Consider the following 19,856-nt stretch of genomic DNA (forward strand, 5'->3'; position numbering starts at 1 on the left):
TTCACGCAAGGCTTGCCTATACGCGACACCCATGGCGCATTCGGGGCTACTGCCGAACGACTCGACACAAGCATAAAACGATCGCCATGACGATCGTCGGGCCCACCGGGCAGAGGAGACTCGACCATGACTACCAGCACCCCCGTTTCCACCAGCACCCCCCAGACCCTCGGCTTCCTGCTGCTGGACAACTTCACCCTGATTTCCCTGGCCTCGGCCATCGAGCCGCTGCGCATGGCCAATCAGCTGGCCGGTCGCGAGCTTTACCGCTGGTACACCCTGAGTCTGGATGGCGCCCCGGTGCGCGCCAGCGACGGCCTCCAGGTCACCCCGGATGCCGCCACCAATATGCCCCTGGCACTCGACATGGTGATCGTCTGTGGCGGCATCGGCCCCAGCCGCAGCGTGCAGCGCGAGCATATCGCCTGGCTGCAGGGCCAGGCCCGACAGTCCCGGCGCCTGGGCGCGGTGTGCACCGGCAGCTGGGCCCTGGCCCGCGCCGGCCTGCTCGACGGCTACGAGAGCAGCATCCACTGGGAGTGCCTGGCCGCCATGCAGGAGGCCTTCCCGCGGGTGGCCCTGACCACCCGGCTGTTCTCCATCGACCGCGACCGGGCCACCTCTTCCGGCGGCACCGCGCCGCTGGACATGATGCTCAACCTGATCGGCCGCGACCATGGTCGCGAGCTCTCCGCGGGCATCTCCGAGATGTTCATCTATGACCGGGTGCGCGGCGAGCAGGACCAGCAGCGGGTGCCCCTCAAGCATGTGCTGGGCACCACCCAGCCCAAGCTGCTGGAGATCGTCGCCCTGATGGAGGCCAACCTGGAGGAGCCCATCGGCCTCGACGAGCTGGCCCACTACGTGGACGTCTCTCGGCGCCAGCTGGAGCGGCTGTTCCAGAAGTACCTGCACTGCTCGCCGTCCCGCTACTACCTCAAGCTGCGCCTGACCCGGGCCCGCCAGCTGCTCAAGCAGACCCCGATGTCGATCATCGAGGTGGCCTCCGCCTGCGGCTTCGTCTCCACCCCGCACTTCTCCAAGTGCTACCGGGAGTACTTCGGTATCCCGCCCCGGGACGAGCGCCTGGGCATCGGCTCCCGGGCCCCGGCCGCCGAACCCCTGCGCTCCGCGGCCCTGGCCGGCATGGCCCAGGGCGAGGGTGTCGACGCGCCGGTCTCCAGCGCCGTGCTGGCACTGGCCCAGGCTCAGGGCGAGCCCACCTACGCCAGCGTGCCCCTGTAACCCATCCCTTCGCGAAACCGTCAGCGTTAAGCCGCGCCCCTTATCGGGGCGCGGCTTTGCCGTATACTGGGCGCCTGTTTTTCGATGAGACCCGCCATGCTCGCCGACTGGCTTCGCCGCCTGACCCGTTTGCTGCTGCTCGCCCTGCTCGGCTTCGTCGCCGTCTCGGTGCTGCTGGTGCTGCTGTTTCGGGTGGTGCCGGTGTTCGGCTCCATGGTGATGGTGGAGCGCAAGGTGCAGTCGTGGATCGCCCGGGAGCCGATTTCCATCGAGCAGCAGTGGCGCCCCTGGGGCGAGCTCTCCGATCACGCCAAGCTGGCGGTGATCGCCGCCGAGGATCAGCGCTTCCCCGTGCACCGCGGCTTCGACCTGGTGGAGCTGCGCCGCGCCTGGGAGGCCAGCCGCAACGGCGCCCGCCTGCGCGGTGCCAGCACCCTCAGCCAGCAGACCGCCAAGAACCTCTTCCTGTGGAGCGGCCGCAGCTGGGCGCGCAAGGGGCTGGAGGCCTGGTTCACCCTGCTGATCGAGGCGCTCTGGCCCAAGGAGCGCATCCTCGAGGTCTATCTCAATATCGCCGAGTGGGACACCGGGGTGTTCGGCCTGGAGGCCGCCGCCCAGCACTACTTCGGCGTCTCCGCGGCCGGGCTCTCGCCGCACCAGGCCAGCCTGCTGGCCGCCATCCTGCCCAACCCCCGGGGCCGCAACGCGGCGCGCCCCTCGGCCCAGGTCGCCCAGCGCGCCACCTGGATCCGCCAGCAGATGCGCAACCTGGGCGGGGCCGCCTACCTGGAACGGCTGTATTAGGCGCTCCCACCCTGTAAGAGCTGGCTTTAGCCGCGGTCCGACGTCTCGGCGATTTGGCCTTGGCAACCCATCAATCGCCTGCTGAAGCAGGCTCCCACAACACCCGTAGCCACCCAGCCTATTGTGGGAGTCCGGGTTCCCCGGACGATTTGGCGCCGCAGGCGCCTTGATAGCTTCCGGATCGCCCTTCGGGCGATATCGCGCGGAATCCGCGCTTGTATGTTTGAAGGAGACCCAGAACGGGCAATAGTGAGAAGGCTTGTCGGGGTGGAGGGACGAGCCGCGCATCTGGCCCTGGTCGGGCACAGACAGTGGGAGACATGGCCCCACCCCACCCACCAAGCGCCGATAAGGAATCCATCGGCTGAGCGCCCCTCAGACCGACGATCTTGGCAAGCCAGCGCTTGGGTGCACCCCGACAAGCCTTTTCAACCTAGCGTGGAGGGCGAGAGATGACAATCCAGACCATCATCGGCATCGATGTCGCCAAAGACGAACTGGTGATCTATCGGCAGGATACCGACACCGAGGAAGTGCTGGAGAATAACCAGGCCAGCATCAACGGCTGGCTGCGTCATCTACCCGCTCACTGCACCATCGCCATCGAGGCCACCGGTACCTATCACGTGTTGCTGATCAAATTGGCGTATCAGTACGGCCATACGGTCTACGTCATCGATGGCTACCAACTCAATCATTACCGGCAAGGCATTGGCGGCCGCGCCAAGACCGACAGCAGCGATGCCCGTCTGCTGGCCCGCTACCTCAGTCGCGAGCAAGAAGCTCTGCGGCCCTGGACCCCGCCACCGCCCGCCTACCGGGCGCTACAGACCCTGCTGCGCCGCCGCGCCACCCTCGTCAGGGCCCGGGTGGCGATTCAGCAGAGCTGCGCCGAATTACCGGAATTGAAGGCTCCGCTCAAGCGCTTGGTCGCCCAACTGACGCGCATCGACCAGGTCATCCAGGCCCGCCTGCGGGCCATCGTTCGCGAGGCAGGGCTCAGCCAGCACGTCGCCCGTTGCCAGGCCATGGAGGGGGTTGGCTCTCTGACGGCGACGGCCCTGGTGATGGCCTTCCTGCGCGGGGAGTTTCGTCACAGTGATGCCTTCGTGGCCTTCCTGGGGCTGGATGTCCGCGTGCGTGACTCGGGAAGACAACGTGGGCGGCGCAAGCTGACCAAGCAAGGCGATCCGGAGGTGCGTCGTCTGCTGCACAACGCGGCGATGGCCGCCAGCCGTCAGCCGGCTTGGCAAGCGGCCTATCAGGGCTATCTGGCCCGCGGACTCAAGAAAACCCAAGCACTGGTGATCATCGCCCGGAAGCTGGCTCGTATCGCCTTTGCGCTGATGAAGCATGAGGTGGAGTATCGCCCCCCGACCGCGGTGACGGCTTGAGGGGCAACATAGAATCTCCCACGGAAACCAAGGTGGCAGCTTGAGGGGCAACATAGAATCTCCCACAAAACTCGTGGTCACCAGGGCTTCCAATAGACCTTTATCGCGATTGCGACACCTCTGACGTTTTTGGAATTTTGCCGGTCGCTTCCAAGCGCCGGGGGGGAGGGGGGCGGCGCTATGCTGCCGGCAAGTCAACGACAATGCCGGAGTACCTCCCATGACCCCCCGCGAACTGCACGACGACGCCATCGTTATCGACGGCCTGATCATCGCCAAATGGAACCGTGAGCTTTTCGAGGACATGCGTCGTGGCGGTCTCACTGCCGCCAACTGCACCGTCTCGGTATGGGAGGGCTTCCAGGCCACCGTCGATAATATCGTCAAGTCCAACCAGCTGATGGCCGAGTGCGACGACCTGGTGCTTCCGGTGCGCACCACCGCGGACATCACCCGGGCCAAGGAAGAGGGCAAGACCGGCATCATCTACGGCTTCCAGAACGCCCACGCCTTCGAGGACCAGATCGGCTACGTCGAGATCTTCAAGCAGCTGGGCGTGGGCGTGGTGCAGATGTGCTACAACACCCAGAACCTGGTGGGCACCGGCTGCTACGAGCGCGATGGCGGCCTCTCCGGCTTCGGCCGCGAGATCGTCGCCGAGATGAACCGCGTCGGCATCATGTGTGACCTCTCCCACGTGGGCGAGAAGACCTCCACCGAGGTGATCCTCGAGTCCCAGAAGCCGGTCTGCTACTCCCACTGCCTGCCCTCCGGGCTCAAGGAGCACCCGCGCAACAAGTCCGACGAGGAGCTGAAGTTCATCGCCGACCACGGCGGCTTCGTCGGCGTGACCATGTTCACCCCCTTCCTGCGCGCCGGCGTCGACGCCACCGTCGATGACTACGTCGAGGCCATCGAGTACGTGATGAATATCGTCGGCGAAGACGCCATCGGCATCGGTACCGACTTCACCCAGGGCCACGACAAGAACTTCTTCGAGTGGCTGACCCATGACAAGGGCTACGCCCGCCGCCTGACCAACTTCGGCAAGATCATCAACCCCGAGGGCATCCGCACCATCGGCGAGTTCCCCAACCTCACCGAGGCGCTGCTGAAGCGCGGCTTCAGCGAGTCCCAGACCCGCAAGATCATGGGCGACAACTGGGTCCGCGTCCTCAAGGACGTCTGGGGCGCCTGACCGCCGCCCCCACGCGATTTTTCGACACCGAACACTAGTGCCAAGAACAACGATCGAGAGGATAACGCCCGTGACCAAGATGGCCCCCGAACTGCCCATTGAAGTGGATAGCGAAACCGGCGTCTGGACCACCGATGCCCTGCCCATGCTCTATGTGCCGCGCCACTTCTTCATCAACAACCATGTGGCCGTGGAGGAGGCGCTGGGCGCCGAGAAGTACGCCGAGATTCTCTACCACGCCGGCTACAAGAGCGCCTGGCACTGGTGCGAGAAGGAGGCCGAGTGCCATGGCCTCGAGGGCGTGGACGTCTTCGAGCATTACATGAAGCGCCTCTCCCAGCGCGGCTGGGGCCATTTCATCACCGAAGCCATCGACCTGGATGCCGGCACCTGTCGGGTGCGCCTGGAGCACAGCGCCTTCGTCTACCAGTTGGGCAAGGTGGGTCGCAAGGTCGAGTACATGTTCACCGGCTGGTTCGCCGGCGCCATGGACCAGATCCTCGCCGCCCGCGGCAGTGACCTGCGTACCGTCGCCGAGCAGACCCAGAGCGCCGCCGAAGAAGGCTGCGAGGTGGGCTATTTCGAGACCAAGCCGCTGACCGGCGCCGCCCGCTAAGTCCCGGGAACGAGGAGAGAGAACCATGGCATTCGACGCGATCTTCCAGCCGATCGAAATCGGCAAGCTCACCATCCGTAACCGGGTCGTCAGCACCGCCCACGCCGAGGTGCATGCCACCGACGGCGGCATGACCACCGACCGTTACGTCAAGTACTACGAAGAGAAGGCCAAGGGCGGCTGCGGCCTGTGCATCTGCGGCGGCTCCTCGGTGGTCTCCATCGACAGCCCCCAGGGCTGGTGGAGCTCGGTGAACCTCTCCACCGACCGGATCATTCCGCACTTCCAGAACCTCGCCGATGCCGTGCACAAGCACGGCGGCAAGATCATGATCCAGATCACCCATATGGGGCGCCGCTCACGCTGGGACGGCTACGACTGGTCGACCCTGCTGTCGCCCTCCGGCATCCGCGAGCCGGTGCACCGCTCCACCTGCAAGACCATCGAGGAGGAGGAGATCTGGCGCATCATCGGTGACTTCGCCCAGGCCGCGCGCCGGGCCAAGGAAGGCGGCCTCGACGGCGTCGAGCTGTCCGCCGTGCACCAGCACCTGATCGACCAGTTCTGGAGCCCGCGGGTCAACAAGCGCGAAGACCAGTGGGGCGGCAGCTTCGAGAACCGCATGCGTTTCGGCATGGAGGTGCTCAAGGCGGTGCGCGCCGAGGTCGGCGACGACTTCGTGGTGGGCATGCGCATCTGCGGTGACGAGTTCCACCCGGACGGCCTGTCCCACGACGACATGAAGCAGATCGCCGCCTACTACGATGCCACCGGCCAGGTGGACTTCTTCGGCGTGGTCGGCTCCGGCTGCGACACCCATAACACCCTGGCCAACGTCATTCCCAACATGTCCTACCCGCCGGAGCCCTTCCTGCACCTGGCGGCGGGCATCAAGGAAGTGGTCAGCGTGCCGGTGATCCACGCCCAGAATATCAAGGACCCCAACCAGGCCCAGCGCATCCTGGAAGGCGGTTACGTGGACCTGGTGGGCATGACCCGGGCGCATATCGCCGACCCGCACCTGATCGCCAAGATCAAGATGGGCCAGGTGGACCAGATCAAGCAGTGCGTGGGCGCCAACTACTGCATCGACCGCCAGTACCAGGGCCTCGACGTGCTGTGCATCCAGAACGCCGCCACCTCCCGCGAGTACATGGGCCTGCCGCATATCATCGAGAAGAGCGAAGGGCCCAAGCGCAAGGTCGTGGTGGTGGGCGGTGGCCCCGGCGGCATGGAGGCGGCTCGCGTCGCCGCCGAGCGCGGCCATGAGGTGACCCTGTTCGAGGCCGCCGAGGCGCTCGGCGGGCAGATCACCATCGCCGCCCAGGCCCCGCAGCGCGACCAGATCGCCGGCATCACCCGCTGGTATCAGCTGGAGCTGGCGCGCTTGAACGTCGACCTGCGCCTGGGCACCCGCGCCGACGAGGCGACCCTGCTCGACCTGCGCCCGGATATCGTGGTGCTGGCCACCGGCGGTCATCCCTTCCTGGAGCAGGACCCGCAGTGGGGCTACTCCGAGAATCCCGAGGAGAGCCTGGTGGTCAGCACCTGGGACGTGCTGTCCGGCAAGGTCGCCCCGGGCAAGAACGTGCTGATCTACGACACCATCTGCGAGTTCTCCGGGCTCTCGGCGGCGGACTACCTGGCCGACAAGGGCGCCAAGGTCGAGATCGTCACCGACGACATCAAGCCCGGCGCCGCGGTGGGCGGCACCACCTTCCCGACCTACTACCGCAGCCTCTATGAGAAGGAGGTGATCATGTCCTCCGACCTGCTGCTGCATAAGGTCTACCGGGAGGGCGATGGCCTGGTGGCGGTACTCGAGAACGAGTACACCGGTGCCCTGGAAGAGCGCGTGGTCGACCAGGTGGTGGTGGAGAACGGCGTGCGTCCCGACGAGGGCCTCTACTACGCCCTCAAGGAGCAGTCCCGCAACAAGGGGCAGGTGGACCTGGAGGCGCTCTACGCCATTCAGCCCCAGCCCTGCCTGAGCGAGGCGGGGGACGGCTTCCTGCTGTTCCGCCTGGGCGACTGCACGGCGCCGCGTAACACCCACGCGGCCATCTACGACGCCCTGCGGATCTGCAAGGACTTCTGACGGCGCTTGTCGTCCGGTGGGCGGCTCCCGGGCCGCCCGGCCATGAAACCCCGAGGGCCTGGCTTGCGGGCCAGCGATCACGACGCGGAAGGGCCTTCCCTGGCCCCCCGCGTCTCTGCCGAGTCCCTTCGGCAGGATCGCGCCGCATCGCCGGCTCCTCGGCACGGCCGCGAAGGCGCTGAGCCACCGCACCACCGGACGCCTGCCATGGCCGTACCACTATCGATGAGGTGAGTACCATGCTCGAGACGCTCTTGCCGATCCTGATCTTCGCCGCCCTGGGCCTGGCGGTGATCGGCGCCTGGCGGCGTGTCCGCCTGTGGCGCCAGGGGCGGCCCTCCGCCGTGCCGCTGCTCAAGGGCCTGGCGGCCATGCCGCGCCGCTACCTGGTCGATCTGCACCATGTGGTGGGGCGCGACAAGGTGATGTCCAATACCCACGTGGCCACCGCCGGTGGCTTCGTGGCCGCCGCCGTGCTGATGATCCTGGTGCATGGCCTGGGCCTGGCCCAGGGCGTGCTGGGCTGGCTGCTGCTGGCGGCCAGCGCCACCATGTTCGTGGGCAGCCTGTTCGTGGCCCGGCGCCGCCGCAACCCGCCCGCGCGGCTCTCCAAGGGCCCCTGGATGCGCCTGCCCAAGAGCCTGATGGCCTTCTCCCTGAGCGTTTTCGCCATCACCCTGCCGGCGGTGGGCCTGCTGCCCGCCGACTTCGGCCACTGGCTGCTGGCGCTGCTGCTGGCCGCCGTGGTGGTCTGGGGCCTGGGCGAGATGGTCTTCGGCATGACCTGGGGCGGGCCCATGAAACACGCCTTCGCCGGCGCCCTGCACCTGGCCTTCCACCGCCGCGCCGAGCGCTTCGGTGAGGGCAACCGCTCCACCGGCCTCAAGGCACTGGACCTGGACGACGAGGCGGCGCCGCTGGGCGTCGAGAAGCCCGCCGACTTCACCTGGAACCAGCTGCTCGGCTTCGATGCCTGCGTGCAGTGCGGGCGTTGCGAGGCGGTGTGCCCGGCCTTCGCCGCCGGCCAGCCGCTCAACCCCAAGAAGCTGATCCAGGACATGGTGGTGGGCCTGGCCGGGGGCAGCGATGCCAACTACGCCGGCAGCCCCTACCCCGGCAAGCCGGTGGGCGAGCACCACGGCACCCCCCACGGGCCCATCGTGGCGCGTGAGGGCAAGGCTCTGGTGGACGCCGAGACCCTGTGGTCCTGCACCACCTGCCGCGCCTGCGTGGAAGAGTGCCCGATGATGATCGAGCACGTGGACGCCATCGTCGATATGCGCCGCCACCTGACCCTGGAGCGGGGCCAGACCCCCAACAAGGGCGCCGAGGTGCTCGACAACCTGATCGCCACCGACAACCCCGGCGGCTTCGATCCGGGCGCGCGGTTGCACTGGGCGGCGGACCTCAACCTGCCGCTGATGGCCGACGTCAAGCAGGCCGAGGTGCTGCTGTGGCTGGGCGACGGGGCCTTCGATATGCGCAACCAGCGCACCCTGCGCTCCCTGGTCAAGGTGCTGCGTGCCGCCGAGGTGGAGTTCGCGGTGCTGGGCAACGAGGAGCGCGACAGCGGCGACGTGGCGCGGCGCCTGGGCGACGAGGCGACCTTCCAGTCCCTGGCCAAGCGCAATATCGCCACCCTGGCCCAGTACCGCTTCCAGCGCATCGTCACCTGTGACCCCCACAGCTTCCATGTGCTGGGCAACGAGTACGGCGAGCTGGGCGGCAACTACGAGGTGCGCCACCACAGCACCTTTATCGCCGAGCTGTACGACGCCGGCCGGCTGGCCTTCGCACCCTGGAAGGGCGGCAACGTCACCTATCACGACCCCTGCTATCTCGGCCGCTACAACGGCGAGTACGAGGCGCCGCGCAACGTGCTCAAGGCGCTGGGCATCGAGGTCAAGGAGATGGAACGCTCCGGTTTCCGCTCGCGCTGCTGCGGCGGTGGCGGCGGGGCGCCGATCACCGATATTCCCGGCGAGCGGCGGATTCCCGATATGCGCATGAACGACGTCAAGGAGAGCGGCGCCGAGCTGGTAGCGGTGGGCTGTCCCCAGTGCACCGCCATGCTGGAGGGGGTGGTGGATGCCACCGCCGAGGTGCGCGATATCGCCGAGCTGGTGGCCGATGCCCTGGTGGCGCGTCCCGCCGCCGGCGCGACCCACCGGCCCCAGGCCGAGGAGGTGATCTGATGAGCGAGATTCGTCGCCGCGATCCACGCCGCGAGTGGATCGCCCGTAACCGCCTGCATCCCGAGCATCTGGATGTCCTGGCCGAACTGGGGCAGGGAACTGCCGCGGTAGAGTGGATGGGGCCCAACGGGGTGATTCGCAAGAACCCCCATGCCATCGGCTTTATCGGCCCCAATGGCGTCAAGCGCATCGACCGCAGCGGCGCCCAGCAGGGCGGCCAGGCCGCGGGTGGGGCTCGCCAGGCGGCCCAGGACAGCCGTCGCGACGTCACCATCGAGGCCCCGGCCTTCCTGGTGGCGGTGGTGCCGGAACTCTCCGGCGGTCGCCTCTCCGGCCACGACAAGGACCTGCTGGGCCTGGCCCGGCGCCTGGCCGATGCCGACCCCGAGCGCCCCGGCGCCGTGCTGGCCGTGGTCTTCGGCGAGCACAAGGAGGAGGGCTTCGGCGAGGCGGGCATCGATCGCCTGCTGCACCTCGATGACGACGCCTACGCCGGCTTCGCCCCCGAGGCGCGGCTGGCGGCGCTCTCCGCCGTGGAGCGGGAGCTGGCGCCGCGTCACTGGCTGCTGCCCGACTCGCCCCTGGGCGGGGCCGACCTGGGGCGGCGCCTGGCGCTGCGCCTGGGCGAGCGCCCCGCCACCGGCGTCTGGCAGATCGAGGCCGATGGCGAGGCACCGCTGGGCTGGGGCTGCACCGCCCGCGGCGCGGCGGAGAGCCTGGATATCCAGCGCCCCCTGCCGCGGGTCGCTCTGGCCCTGGCCGAGTGCGCCGAGCCGGTGGACGAGACCCGTCATGCCGCCGAGCCGCTGAGCCTGGCGGAGGCGATTCCCAGCGCCTTCTCGCGGATCGAGGACCTGGGCCAGGTGGCGGTGGATCCCGCCGGGGTGGCGCTCGCCGAGGCGGAGTTCATCGTCTCCGCCGGCAACGGCGTCAAGGATTGGGACGGCTTCCATCATGCCGCCAGGGTGCTGGGGGCCACCGAGGGTGCCTCCCGCGTGGCGGTGGACGACGGCTTTATGGCACGGGACCGTCAGGTGGGGGCCACCGGCACCTGGGTCACCGCCCGGGTCTACCTGGCGGTGGGCATCAGTGGGGCCATCCAGCACCTGCAGGGCATCCAGAGCTGCGACAAGGTGGTGGCCATCAACCTCGACCCCGGATGCGACATGATCAAGCGCGCCGACCTGGCGGTGATCGGCGACAGCGGCGAGATCCTCGCCGCCCTGGTGGCCAAGGTGGAACAGCAGCGAGGAGGGCAGCGCGATGCGGCCTGAACAGCAGGGAGTCGAGGTGGCGGTACTGGTCTCGGTGGGTCGCCACCCCATCACCGGGCGCGCCCGCCGCGCCGATCAGGATGCCCGGGGCCTGGAGCTGGCCCTGGGCCTGGAGCGCCAGCTGCCCGGCAGCCGGGTCAGCCTGTTGCATGCCGGCCCGCGCGGCGAGGAGAGCGAAGCGGCGCTGCGCGGCTACCTGGGCATGGGGCTGGAGAGCCTGACGCTGCTGGAGCAGGCCGAGGGCAGCGATGCCATCCCGGCCCTGGCCGAGCACCTGGCCGCGGCGCCGCCGCAGCTGGTGATCACCGGCGCTCGGGCGGAGCGTGGCGAAGGCTCGGGACTCTTGCCCTATGCCCTGGCCGAGCGCCTGGGCTGGCCGCTGGTCAATGGCCTGGCCGCGGTGGAAAAGGTCGAGAACGGCGTGGCGACCCTGTTGCAGGCCCTGCCCCGGGGCCAGCGGCGGCGCCTCAAGGTACGCCTGCCGGCCATCGTCAGCGTGGATGCGGCGGCCCCGGTGGCGCGCCAGAGCGCCTTCGGCCCGGCCCGCCGGGCCGAGCTCGAGGCGACCTCGGTCCCCGCCGAGCCCGATCGGGAGCTGGCCGAGTGGCGGCTGGCCCCGGCCCGTAAGCGCCCCAAGCGCCTGAAGATCGTCAAGGCCGCCTCGGCCCGGGATCGCTTCAAGGCCGCCGCCGCCAAGGCGGAGGGCGGCAGCGGCCAGGTGCTGGAAGGCGTCTCGGCGGAGCAGGGCGCCGAGGCGATCCTCAAGCTGCTCAATGAGGAAGGCGTGCTGCGCTAAGACGAGCTAGTCTCACCCTCCCGGGCCCCCGGCGGAAATTCCGCCGGGGGCTTTTTTTGGTCCATCGCACTCTGGCGTGAATAACATAGTGGGAGATTCTATGTTGCCCCTCAAGCCGCCACCGCGGTTTCCGTGGGAGCGCGGCGGTCCGGCGCTCCAGTTCCGCGCGATATTGCCCGAAGGGCGATCCTTGGGTGACGAAGCAAGGGCGCCTGCCGGCGCAATCGTTCGGCACAGCCGAACTCCCACAACACCAGCTCCCTCCGCCCAGTGGGAGCGCGGATTCCGCGCGATTGGCGCCGCCAGGCGCCTTGATCGCCCACAGGGCGATCAAGGCCGGTACCCAAGGGCGACTTCGTCGCCCAATCGCTCTGACGAAGCAAGGGCGCCTGCCGGCGCAATCGTTCGGCACAGCCGAACTCCCACAACACCAGCTCCCTCCGTCCAGTGGGAGCGCGGATTCCGCGCGATTGGCGCCGCCAGGCGCCTTGATCGCCCACAGGGCGATCAAGGCCGGTACCCAAGGGCGACTTCGTCGCCCAATCGCTCGGCACAGCCAAGCTCCCACAATAGCAAGCCGGAGATCTGCCATGTCGTGGCTTCGCGCTGATCTGCGAAGAACTTTTTTGCGGCTTCGACCGATGTCTTCCGCTGCGATCTATTCTTGTTTGCCATTGGTGAGTTTTCCCTGGTCTGTTCATGGCAGGGTTTCCGGGTTGGTAATGACTCATGCTGTCGCTATATTGCGACTCATGTAATCTTATTCTGACTTTCTGTTTCAACGGGTTACACAAAAGTGGTGAACCCCGCGCCATCATGGCCGTCACACCTTTCGCATACACCGTAAGTTCCTTGGAGGTATTGGATGAAACGCATGACCGCCCTGTTTTCCGCTGCACTGCTGAGCGCCGGCCTGATGGCCGCTTCCAGCGCCATGGCCCAGGAAGACCCGGCTACCCAGCCCGCGCAGCCGCAGGCCCAGGCGGCCCAGAACTTCTCCGACGACCAGCTCCAGCAGTTCGCCGATGCCTCCCAGGAGATCGCCGTGATTTCTCAGGAGTACACCCAGCGCCTGCAGGCGGCCGACGATCAGGCGGCCCAGCAGGAGATTCGCATGGAGGCCAACGAGCGGATGGTCGAGGAAGTCGAGGCCTCCGGTCTCGAGGTCGATACCTTTAACGCCATCGGCCAGGCTATTCAGCAGGATCCTGAGCTGCTCGAGCGCGTGCAGGGCATGGCCGAATAAGGTCACCGGCCTTGCCATGCCATCGGGGCCGCCCATCGGGCGGCCCCGTTGCGTTTGAGGGGCGTCGTTTTCGGAACGCCGCCGGGGGTTTACAGGGCCCCGGGGCCATTGGAGACTGAGAGGCCAAGAGTTGCTGTCGGAGGCCTCGCCCCATGGAAGTGGAACTGCTGGAAATTCGCGAGCATATGGCGCGTTTCGCGCCCTTCGATGGGCTCTCCGATGCCCTGCTCGACGAGCTGGCCGGGCGGGTCGAGGTCAGCTACTTCAAGGCCGGCAGCGAGATCCTGACCCTCGACGAGCCCCTCCATGAGCTGCTCTTTATCCGCAGCGGCGCCGTGGAGATCTATCGCCGCAACGGCGATCTCTACAACTGCCTGGGCGAGGGGGATATCTTCGGCCAGTTCAGCCTGTTGCGGAACCATCGGGTGCGCTTTCCCGCCACCGCCATCGAAGACACCCTGATCTACTTTATCCCCGACGAGATCTTCCAGCGCCTCTGCGAGGTGGACGATCACTTCGCCGACTTCGTGGAGCTGGGGCGCTCGCGGCTCAAGGCGGTGGTGGAGGAGCAGCACAAGAGCAACGACATGATGATCACCCGGGTGCGCAAGCTGCTCACCCGCAAGCCGCTGATGATCGATGTGCAGGCCAGTATCCAGGAGGCGGCGCGGCGCATGCACGAGGAGAACGTCTCCTCGGTGCTGGTGATCGCCGACCCCGGGGGCGAGGAGGATCCGCGACGCACCTTCGAGGACCGCCAGGGGGCGTCCCATACCCTGGTGGGGATCCTCACCGACCAGGACATGCGCAACCGGGTGCTGGCGGAGGGGCTCAGCGCCAGCATCCCGGTGGGGCAGGTGGTCACCGAGCGGGTGATCACCATCCAGTCCGACGAATCGGTGCACGAGGCGATGCTCAGCATGCTGCGCAACAACGTGCACCATCTGCCGGTGCTGCATCGCCGGCGTCCCCTGGGGGTGCTGCACCTCTCCGATATCATCCGCTACGAGACCCATTCGAGCCTCTACCTGGTCAGCAATATCTTCAGCCAGCCGGGCCCCAAGGGGCTGGCGCGGCTGGAGCCGGACGTGCGTGCCGCCTTCGTGCGCATGGTCCACGAGGGAGCCAATTCCCAGATGGTGGGCAGCGCCCTTTCCACCATCGGGCGCAGCTTTACCCGGCGCCTGCTGGAGCTGGCCGAGGAAGAACTGGGGCCGCCGCCGGTGCCCTACTGTTTCATGGCCATGGGCTCCATGGCGCGCAACGAGCAGAGCATCGTCACCGACCAGGACAATGCCCTGGTGCTCGACGACGCCTTCGACCCGGCGCAGCACGACGCCTACTTCCTGGCCCTGGCTCAGCGGGTCTCCGACGGCCTGGATACCTGCGGTTATACCTACTGCAAGGGCGAGATCATGGCCACCAACCCCAAGTGGCGCCAGCCCCTGGCGGTGTGGAAACGCTACTTCAGCGACTGGATCGACAATCCCAACCCGGAGCACCTGCTGCACAGCTCGATCTTCTTCGACCTGGACAGCGTCTGTGGCGAGGAGGCCTTCGTCGAGCAGCTCCAGGACCTGGTGGCGGAGAAGGCGGCCAAGAGCCCGCTGTTCCTGGCCGCCATGGCCCGCAATGCGCTGAATCGCACGCCGCCCCTGGGCTTCTTCCGCACCTTCGTGATGGAGAAGGACGGCAAGCAGAACAACTCCATCAACCTCAAGCGGCGCGGCACCGCGCCCCTGGTGGACCTGATTCGGGTGCATGCCCTGGCCTGCGGCTCCCGGGCCCAGAACTCCTTCGATCGCCTCGATGATATCGCCAAGACCCAGCTGCTGGCCGCCGGTACCGGTGACAAGATTCGCTATGCCCTGGAGTTCATCGCCATGGTGCGCATTCGCCATCAGGTGATCGATATCGAGGAGGAGCGGGAGCCGGACAACAATATCGAGCCGGGCAATGTCTCCGACAGCGAGCGACACAACCTCAAGGAGGCCTTCCAGGTGCTCAGCAATGCCCAGAAGTTCATGAAGTTCCGTTACCCCATTCCCTCCCGGGGGCGCTAGGCGATGCTCTCCCTGCGCGGGGCCGAGCCCGATCGCCAGCGTTGGCCCGACTACCTGAGGGCGCGGGCCTCCCGTAGCCAGGATCCGCGCCTGGCGCGCTTCTTCGCCGCCGGCACCCTGGATCCCCAGACCCCCATCGGTGACGCCACCCTGGTGGCCCTGGACATGGAGACTACGGGGCTGGACGTCAATCGCCATGCCATCGTCAGCATCGGCCTGGTGCCCTTTACCCTGAATCGCATCTGTCTGGCCGAACGCCGCTACTGGGTGGTACATCCGACCCGCCCGCTGAGTCGCGAGTCGGTGGCCCTGCACCGTATCACCGACTCCGAGGTGGCCGAGGCGCCGGACCTGGAGGCGATCCTCGATGAGCTCCTGGCCGAACTCAGCGGGCGCCTGGCGGTGGTGCACTTCCGGCATATCGAGCGCCCCTTCTTCAATACCGCGATCCAGGCCCGGCTCGGGGAGGAGTTCAAGTTTCCGGTGATCGACACCATGTCCCTGGAGGCGCGGATCCACCGCCAGTCGCCATGGGCGCGCTTTCGCCGCTGGCTGGGGCGGCCGCCGGTGTCGATTCGCCTGCACAACAGCCGCGAGCGCTACGGCCTGCCCCCCTACCAGGGCCACCATGCCCTGACCGATGCCCTGGCCACCGCCGAGCTGCTCCAGGCGCAGATCGCCAACCACTACCGCCCGGAGACCCCGATCGGCAGTCTGTGGAGCTAACCCCCTTCCTATAAAAAGGTTCTTTACACTACGGCGTGAATACCAAGGTGGGAGCGCGGATTCCGCGCGATATCGCCCGAAGGGCGATCTAGAAGCTATCAAGGCGCCTGCGGCGCCAATCGTTCAGCGGAGCTGAACTCCCACAAGGCAAGACCACACTCAGTGGCTTCACACTGATTTTCAATGAAGCATAAAAAACCAGGGCGGCCCGAAGGCCGCCCTGGTCGTTTTGCCGTGCTCGTCGAGCAGCGATCAGCCGCGAGGCTCGCTCATCAGCCCCTTGACGATGGCATAGCAGGCCGCCAGCAGCACCAGGGTGAAGGGCAGGCCGGTGGTGATTACCGCGGTCTGCAGGGCGGTCAGGCCGCCACCCAGCAGCAGGGCGATGGCGATGGCACCCTCGATCAGGCACCAGAAGACGCGCTGGGGCTTGGGCGCATCGACCTTGCCGCCGGCGGTGATGGAGTCGATCACCAGGGAGCCGGAGTCGGAGGAGGTGATAAAGAACACCATCACCAGCACGATACCGACGAAGGAGGTAATGGCGGTGAGCGGCAGCTGGCCCAGCATCTCGAACAGCTGGATCTCCAGGGCGGCCTCGGTGACGCCTTCGAAGCCGTCGGTGACGAACTGGTCGATGGCGGTGCCGCCGAAGGCGGTCATCCACAGCACCGAGACCACGGAGGGCACCAGCAGCACGGCGATCAGGAACTCACGCACGCTGCGACCGCGGGAAACGCGGGCGATAAACATGCCGACGAACGGTGACCAGGAGATCCACCAGGCCCAGTAGAAGGCGGTCCAGCCCTGGCTGAAGTTGGCGTCCTCGCGACCGAAGGGGTTGGAGAGCGCCGGCAGGTTCACCACATAGGCGGCCAGGTTCTCGAAGAAGCCGGTGGCGATCAGCAGGGTCGGGCCGACGGCGACCACGAAGGCCAGCAGCAGGAAGGCCAGCACCATATTGATCTGCGACAGGCGCTGCACGCCCTTGTCGACGCCCAGCATCACCGAGCCCAGGGCCACGATGGTGATGCCCATGATCAGCAGCACCATGGTGGCATTGGTATCGGGTACCCCGAACAGATAGCCGAGGCCGGCGGAGGCCTGGGAGGCCCCGAGGCCCAGGGAGGTGGCCAGGCCGAAGAGGGTGGCGAACACCGCCAGGATATCGATCACATGGCCCGGCCAGCCCCACACCCGCTCACCCAGGATCGGGTAGAAGATGGAGCGCATGGTCAGCGGCAGGCCCTTGTTATAGGAGAACAGGGCCAGGGCCAGGGCCACCACGGCGTAGATCCCCCAGGGGTGCAGGCCCCAGTGGAAGATGGTCGCGGCCATGCCCAGGCTGATGGCGCCTTCGGTATCACCGGCGGCGGCGCCCAGCGGCGACCAGTCGGTGCGCACGCCATCCTCGCCCACGCTGATGCCGTCCATAGCGGTGCCGAAGTGGGTCAGCGGCTCGGAGACGCCGTAGAACATCAGGCCGATGCCCATCCCCGCCGCGAACAGCATGGCGAACCAGCCCGCGTAGGAGAAGTCGGGGGTGGCATGGGCCCCGCCGATGCGCACCTTGCCCAGGGGCGTGAAGATCAGCGCCACCGACAGCACCACGAAGATATTGGCCGCCAGCAGGAAGAACCAGGAGAGGTTGCCGGTCAGCACGCCGAAGATGGCGTCGAAGATCGGCGATACCTGGTCCTGCAGGGCCAGGGTGATGATCACGAAGAACAGGATCACCAGCGACGAGACCGTGAAGACCTTGCCGTGGAGATCGAAGTCGATGCCGAATTTGGATGAGGTGATATTGTCCTGGCCGATCACATAGTCAGTATCGATCAGGTTCGCCGGCCCTTCCGGAGCCGGGATGCCTTCGGAGCCTTGGCTCCCTTCCCTGGCATTGGGATCGTTGGAATGTGTAGCCACAGGTTTTCTCCGTCTTGAGGACTTCGAAGCTTAAGCGCGTACCAAGAAGATGGACGCTCGAGTATGGGTCGCGACCTTGCCGCCATGCGCTGGCAGAAGGGCGTCCAGATGGCGGGGCAGGTGAGTGCCCATCACCACCAGATCGGCACCGACATCCTCGATCGCCTGGACCAGGACATCGTCGAGATCGACGGCGGGGTCGTGACTGATCACCACCTGAGCGCTGACCGGCTGGCCATGCTCGGCGGTGTGTTGTTTGGCGAAGGCATTGAGTTTTTGTTGGTACTCTTCCGGCGTCCTGGCCAGGCTGCCCGGGGTTGAGGCAGTGACCCCCACATAGCAGACCTCGGCCTGGTAGAAGTTGGCGAGATCGGCTACGACCTGCAGGGTCTTGGGCAACTGGTCGAGGTGAGCCAGATCCACCGGAACCATGATTTTCTTGTACATCATTACCCTCCTGGGTTGGCGCCTGTTGTGATTGTGCGCTGGACGCCATGACACCCTAATATTGTGACGCTTTATACAGGGAATGCCAGGGGAGGAGCCAACGCTCTTCCCCTGGCAAGGCGTCAATGATGATGACGAAACGTCAGGCCGTGGCCGGACGCTGGTTGCGCTGCTCCTGTCGCAGTCCCAGGGTGAGGCTCACGCACATCACCAGCAGTACCAGGGTAAAGGGCAGGCCGGTGGCCACGGCGCCGGCCTGGAGGGCGCTGAGTGCCGTGCTGCCGCCGCCATACAGCAGGACCCCGGCGATCACCCCTTCCAGGGTGGCCCAGAAGACGCGCTGGCTCTTGGGGGCGTCGGTCTTGCCGCCGGCGGTGATGTTGTCGATCACCAGGGAGCCGGAGTCCGAGGAGGTGATGAAGAAGATCAACACCAGCAGGATGGCCAGGGAGGAAGTGACGGTGGTCAGCGGCAGCTGCTCGAGCATATGGAACATCGCCAGGGAGACATCACCGATGCCATTGGCCAGCTCGCCGACGCCCTCGGCGGACTGGCGCAGGGCGGTGCCGCCGAAGGCGCTCATCCAGACGATGGTGACCAGGGTCGGTACCAGCAGCACGGCGGTGAGGAATTCCCGTACGGTGCGGCCGCGGGAGACGCGGGCGATAAACATGCCGACGAAGGGCGACCAGGAGATCCACCAGGCCCAGTAGAAGACGGTCCAGCCGTGGTACCAGGTGCTGTCATCGCGGCCGATCCAGTTGGAGAGCGGCACGATATGCGACACATAATCCAGGGTGGTGGTGGCCAGGCCATTGACGAACAGCAGGGTGCCACCGGTGAACACCACGAACAGCAGCAGGACCAGGGCGATGACCATATTGATATTGGAAAACAGCTTCACGCCGCCATCGATGCCGCGCCATACGGAGAACAGCGCCACGGCGGTGACCAGCACGATAATCGCGATCTGGGTGCCCAGGGTATTGGGAATATCGAACAGATAGGCCAGTCCGCCGGCGGCCTGGGAGGCCCCGAAGCCCAGCGAGGTGGCCAGGCCGAAGATGGTGGCCAGTACCGCCAGGATATCGATGGTATGGCCGATCCAGCCCCGGGTGTACTCGCCCAGCAGCGGCGTGAAGGCGGAGCGCAGGGTCAGCGGCAGGCCGCGGTTATAGGCGAAGAAGGCCAGCGACAGGCCCACCACCCCATAGATGGCCCAGGGGTGCAGGCCCCAGTGGAACATGGTGGCGCCCATGGCGGCGCTGGCGCCCTCGGCGGTGCCGGCGGCGGCGTTCAGCGGCGTGCCGTACCAGTCGGTGTAGTAGGCCACCGGCTCGGCCACGCTCCAGAACATCAGGCCGATGCCCATCCCCGCGGCGAACAGCATGGCGAACCAGGAGAGTCGCGAATACTCCGGCTTGGCCTGGGCGCCGCCCAGGCGGATCCTGCCCAGGGGCAGCAGGATCAGCGCCAGGCAGAAGAGCACGAAGAAGTTGCCGGCGATCATGAATAGCCAATCGAAATGCTCGATGGACCAGCCGCGGGCGGCGCCCAACTGGCTGTTGGCGGCATCGGGATAGACCAGCGCGTAGAGGATAAAGGCCAGGATGGCCAGGGCGGAGAGGGGAAAGACGGGGTTGTGGAAGTCCAGCCCCATGATCTGTTTATTGTCTTGGCCGGGGGTCAAGACCGGCGAGTCGTCTTGCTGCATGTGAGGCCCTCGTTGTTATTGTCACGATCTCCCCGGGCGAGCCCGGGGAGCCTTTGTATTCTTGGGGTTGGCCGGCAAGGAGGGTGTCGTGAAAACGACCTCCGGCTATCCACCGGG

The 19,856-nt window shown here is 66.7% G+C and carries 15 protein-coding genes; 12 read left to right on the forward strand and 3 right to left on the reverse strand.

The genetic code is table 11. The features are described 5' to 3' along the window. Positions 1–126: 126 nt before the first annotated feature. The 12 genes from gbdR to ACZ5EF_RS03515 all read left to right on the forward strand — a co-directional run bounded on the left by gbdR (position 127) and on the right by ACZ5EF_RS03515 (position 15,655). Entirely contained in the window at positions 127–1,245 is a 1,119-nt protein-coding gene (gene gbdR, locus ACZ5EF_RS03460; protein WP_346064055.1) for a choline metabolism transcriptional regulator GbdR, read from the forward strand. Between the two features lie 96 nt (positions 1,246–1,341). Further along, complete coding sequence (gene mtgA / locus ACZ5EF_RS03465) at positions 1,342–2,049, forward strand: monofunctional biosynthetic peptidoglycan transglycosylase (protein WP_346064056.1); 708 nt, start codon at positions 1,342–1,344, stop codon at positions 2,047–2,049. 452 nt (positions 2,050–2,501) lie between these two features. Continuing rightward, the gene (locus tag ACZ5EF_RS03470) at positions 2,502–3,443 is read left to right on the forward strand and encodes a transposase (protein WP_346064041.1); all 942 of its coding nucleotides are present in this window, start codon (positions 2,502–2,504) and stop codon (positions 3,441–3,443) included. Positions 3,444–3,663: 220 nt separating this feature from the next. Further along, positions 3,664–4,641, forward strand: coding sequence for a dipeptidase (locus ACZ5EF_RS03475; RefSeq protein WP_346063614.1), 978 nt, complete (start codon positions 3,664–3,666; stop codon positions 4,639–4,641). Between the two features lie 70 nt (positions 4,642–4,711). Beyond that, positions 4,712–5,257: a DUF5943 domain-containing protein gene (locus ACZ5EF_RS03480; protein ID WP_110283328.1), complete on the forward strand. Its 546-nt coding sequence runs from the start codon at positions 4,712–4,714 to the stop codon at positions 5,255–5,257. Between the two features lie 25 nt (positions 5,258–5,282). Continuing rightward, on the forward strand, positions 5,283–7,355 hold the full coding sequence (dgcA, locus tag ACZ5EF_RS03485; protein ID WP_346063615.1) for a dimethylglycine demethylation protein DgcA: 2,073 nt from the start codon (positions 5,283–5,285) through the stop codon (positions 7,353–7,355). A gap of 239 nt (positions 7,356–7,594) precedes the next feature. Continuing rightward, on the forward strand, positions 7,595–9,550 hold the full coding sequence (locus ACZ5EF_RS03490) for a (Fe-S)-binding protein (RefSeq protein ID WP_346063616.1): 1,956 nt from the start codon (positions 7,595–7,597) through the stop codon (positions 9,548–9,550). Next, complete coding sequence (gene etfA / locus ACZ5EF_RS03495) at positions 9,550–10,824, forward strand: electron transfer flavoprotein subunit alpha (protein WP_346063617.1); 1,275 nt, start codon at positions 9,550–9,552, stop codon at positions 10,822–10,824. The genes ACZ5EF_RS03490 and etfA overlap by 1 nt, the downstream gene beginning before the upstream one ends. After that, entirely contained in the window at positions 10,814–11,620 is an 807-nt protein-coding gene (gene etfB / locus ACZ5EF_RS03500) for an electron transfer flavoprotein subunit beta (RefSeq protein ID WP_346063618.1), read from the forward strand. Before etfA ends, etfB begins: the two co-directional genes overlap by 11 nt. An 865-nt stretch (positions 11,621–12,485) precedes the next feature. Further along, entirely contained in the window at positions 12,486–12,866 is a 381-nt protein-coding gene (locus ACZ5EF_RS03505) for a DUF4168 domain-containing protein (protein WP_346063619.1), read from the forward strand. 152 nt (positions 12,867–13,018) lie between these two features. Further along, on the forward strand, positions 13,019–14,929 hold the full coding sequence (locus ACZ5EF_RS03510; protein ID WP_346063620.1) for a DUF294 nucleotidyltransferase-like domain-containing protein: 1,911 nt from the start codon (positions 13,019–13,021) through the stop codon (positions 14,927–14,929). Positions 14,930–14,932: 3 nt separating this feature from the next. Further along, a complete protein-coding gene (locus ACZ5EF_RS03515; RefSeq protein ID WP_346063621.1) occupies positions 14,933–15,655 on the forward strand; it encodes a 3'-5' exonuclease in 723 nt (240 codons plus the stop codon). A 252-nt stretch (positions 15,656–15,907) separates the two neighbouring features. Here ACZ5EF_RS03515 and ACZ5EF_RS03520 read toward each other — a convergent pair whose 3' ends face one another. The 3 genes from ACZ5EF_RS03520 to ACZ5EF_RS03530 form a co-directional block, all read right to left on the reverse strand. Beyond that, positions 15,908–17,578, reverse strand: coding sequence for a BCCT family transporter (locus ACZ5EF_RS03520; protein WP_346063622.1), 1,671 nt, complete (start codon positions 17,576–17,578; stop codon positions 15,908–15,910). Positions 17,579–17,608: 30 nt separating this feature from the next. After that, positions 17,609–18,028: a universal stress protein gene (locus ACZ5EF_RS03525; protein WP_464122827.1), complete on the reverse strand. Its 420-nt coding sequence runs from the start codon at positions 18,026–18,028 to the stop codon at positions 17,609–17,611. Between the two features lie 139 nt (positions 18,029–18,167). After that, positions 18,168–19,739, reverse strand: a complete 1,572-nt coding sequence (locus tag ACZ5EF_RS03530; protein ID WP_346063624.1) for a BCCT family transporter — start codon at positions 19,737–19,739, stop codon at positions 18,168–18,170. Positions 19,740–19,856: the final 117 nt, after the last annotated feature.

The sequence above is a fragment of the Bisbaumannia salifodinae genome (assembly GCF_055388505.1).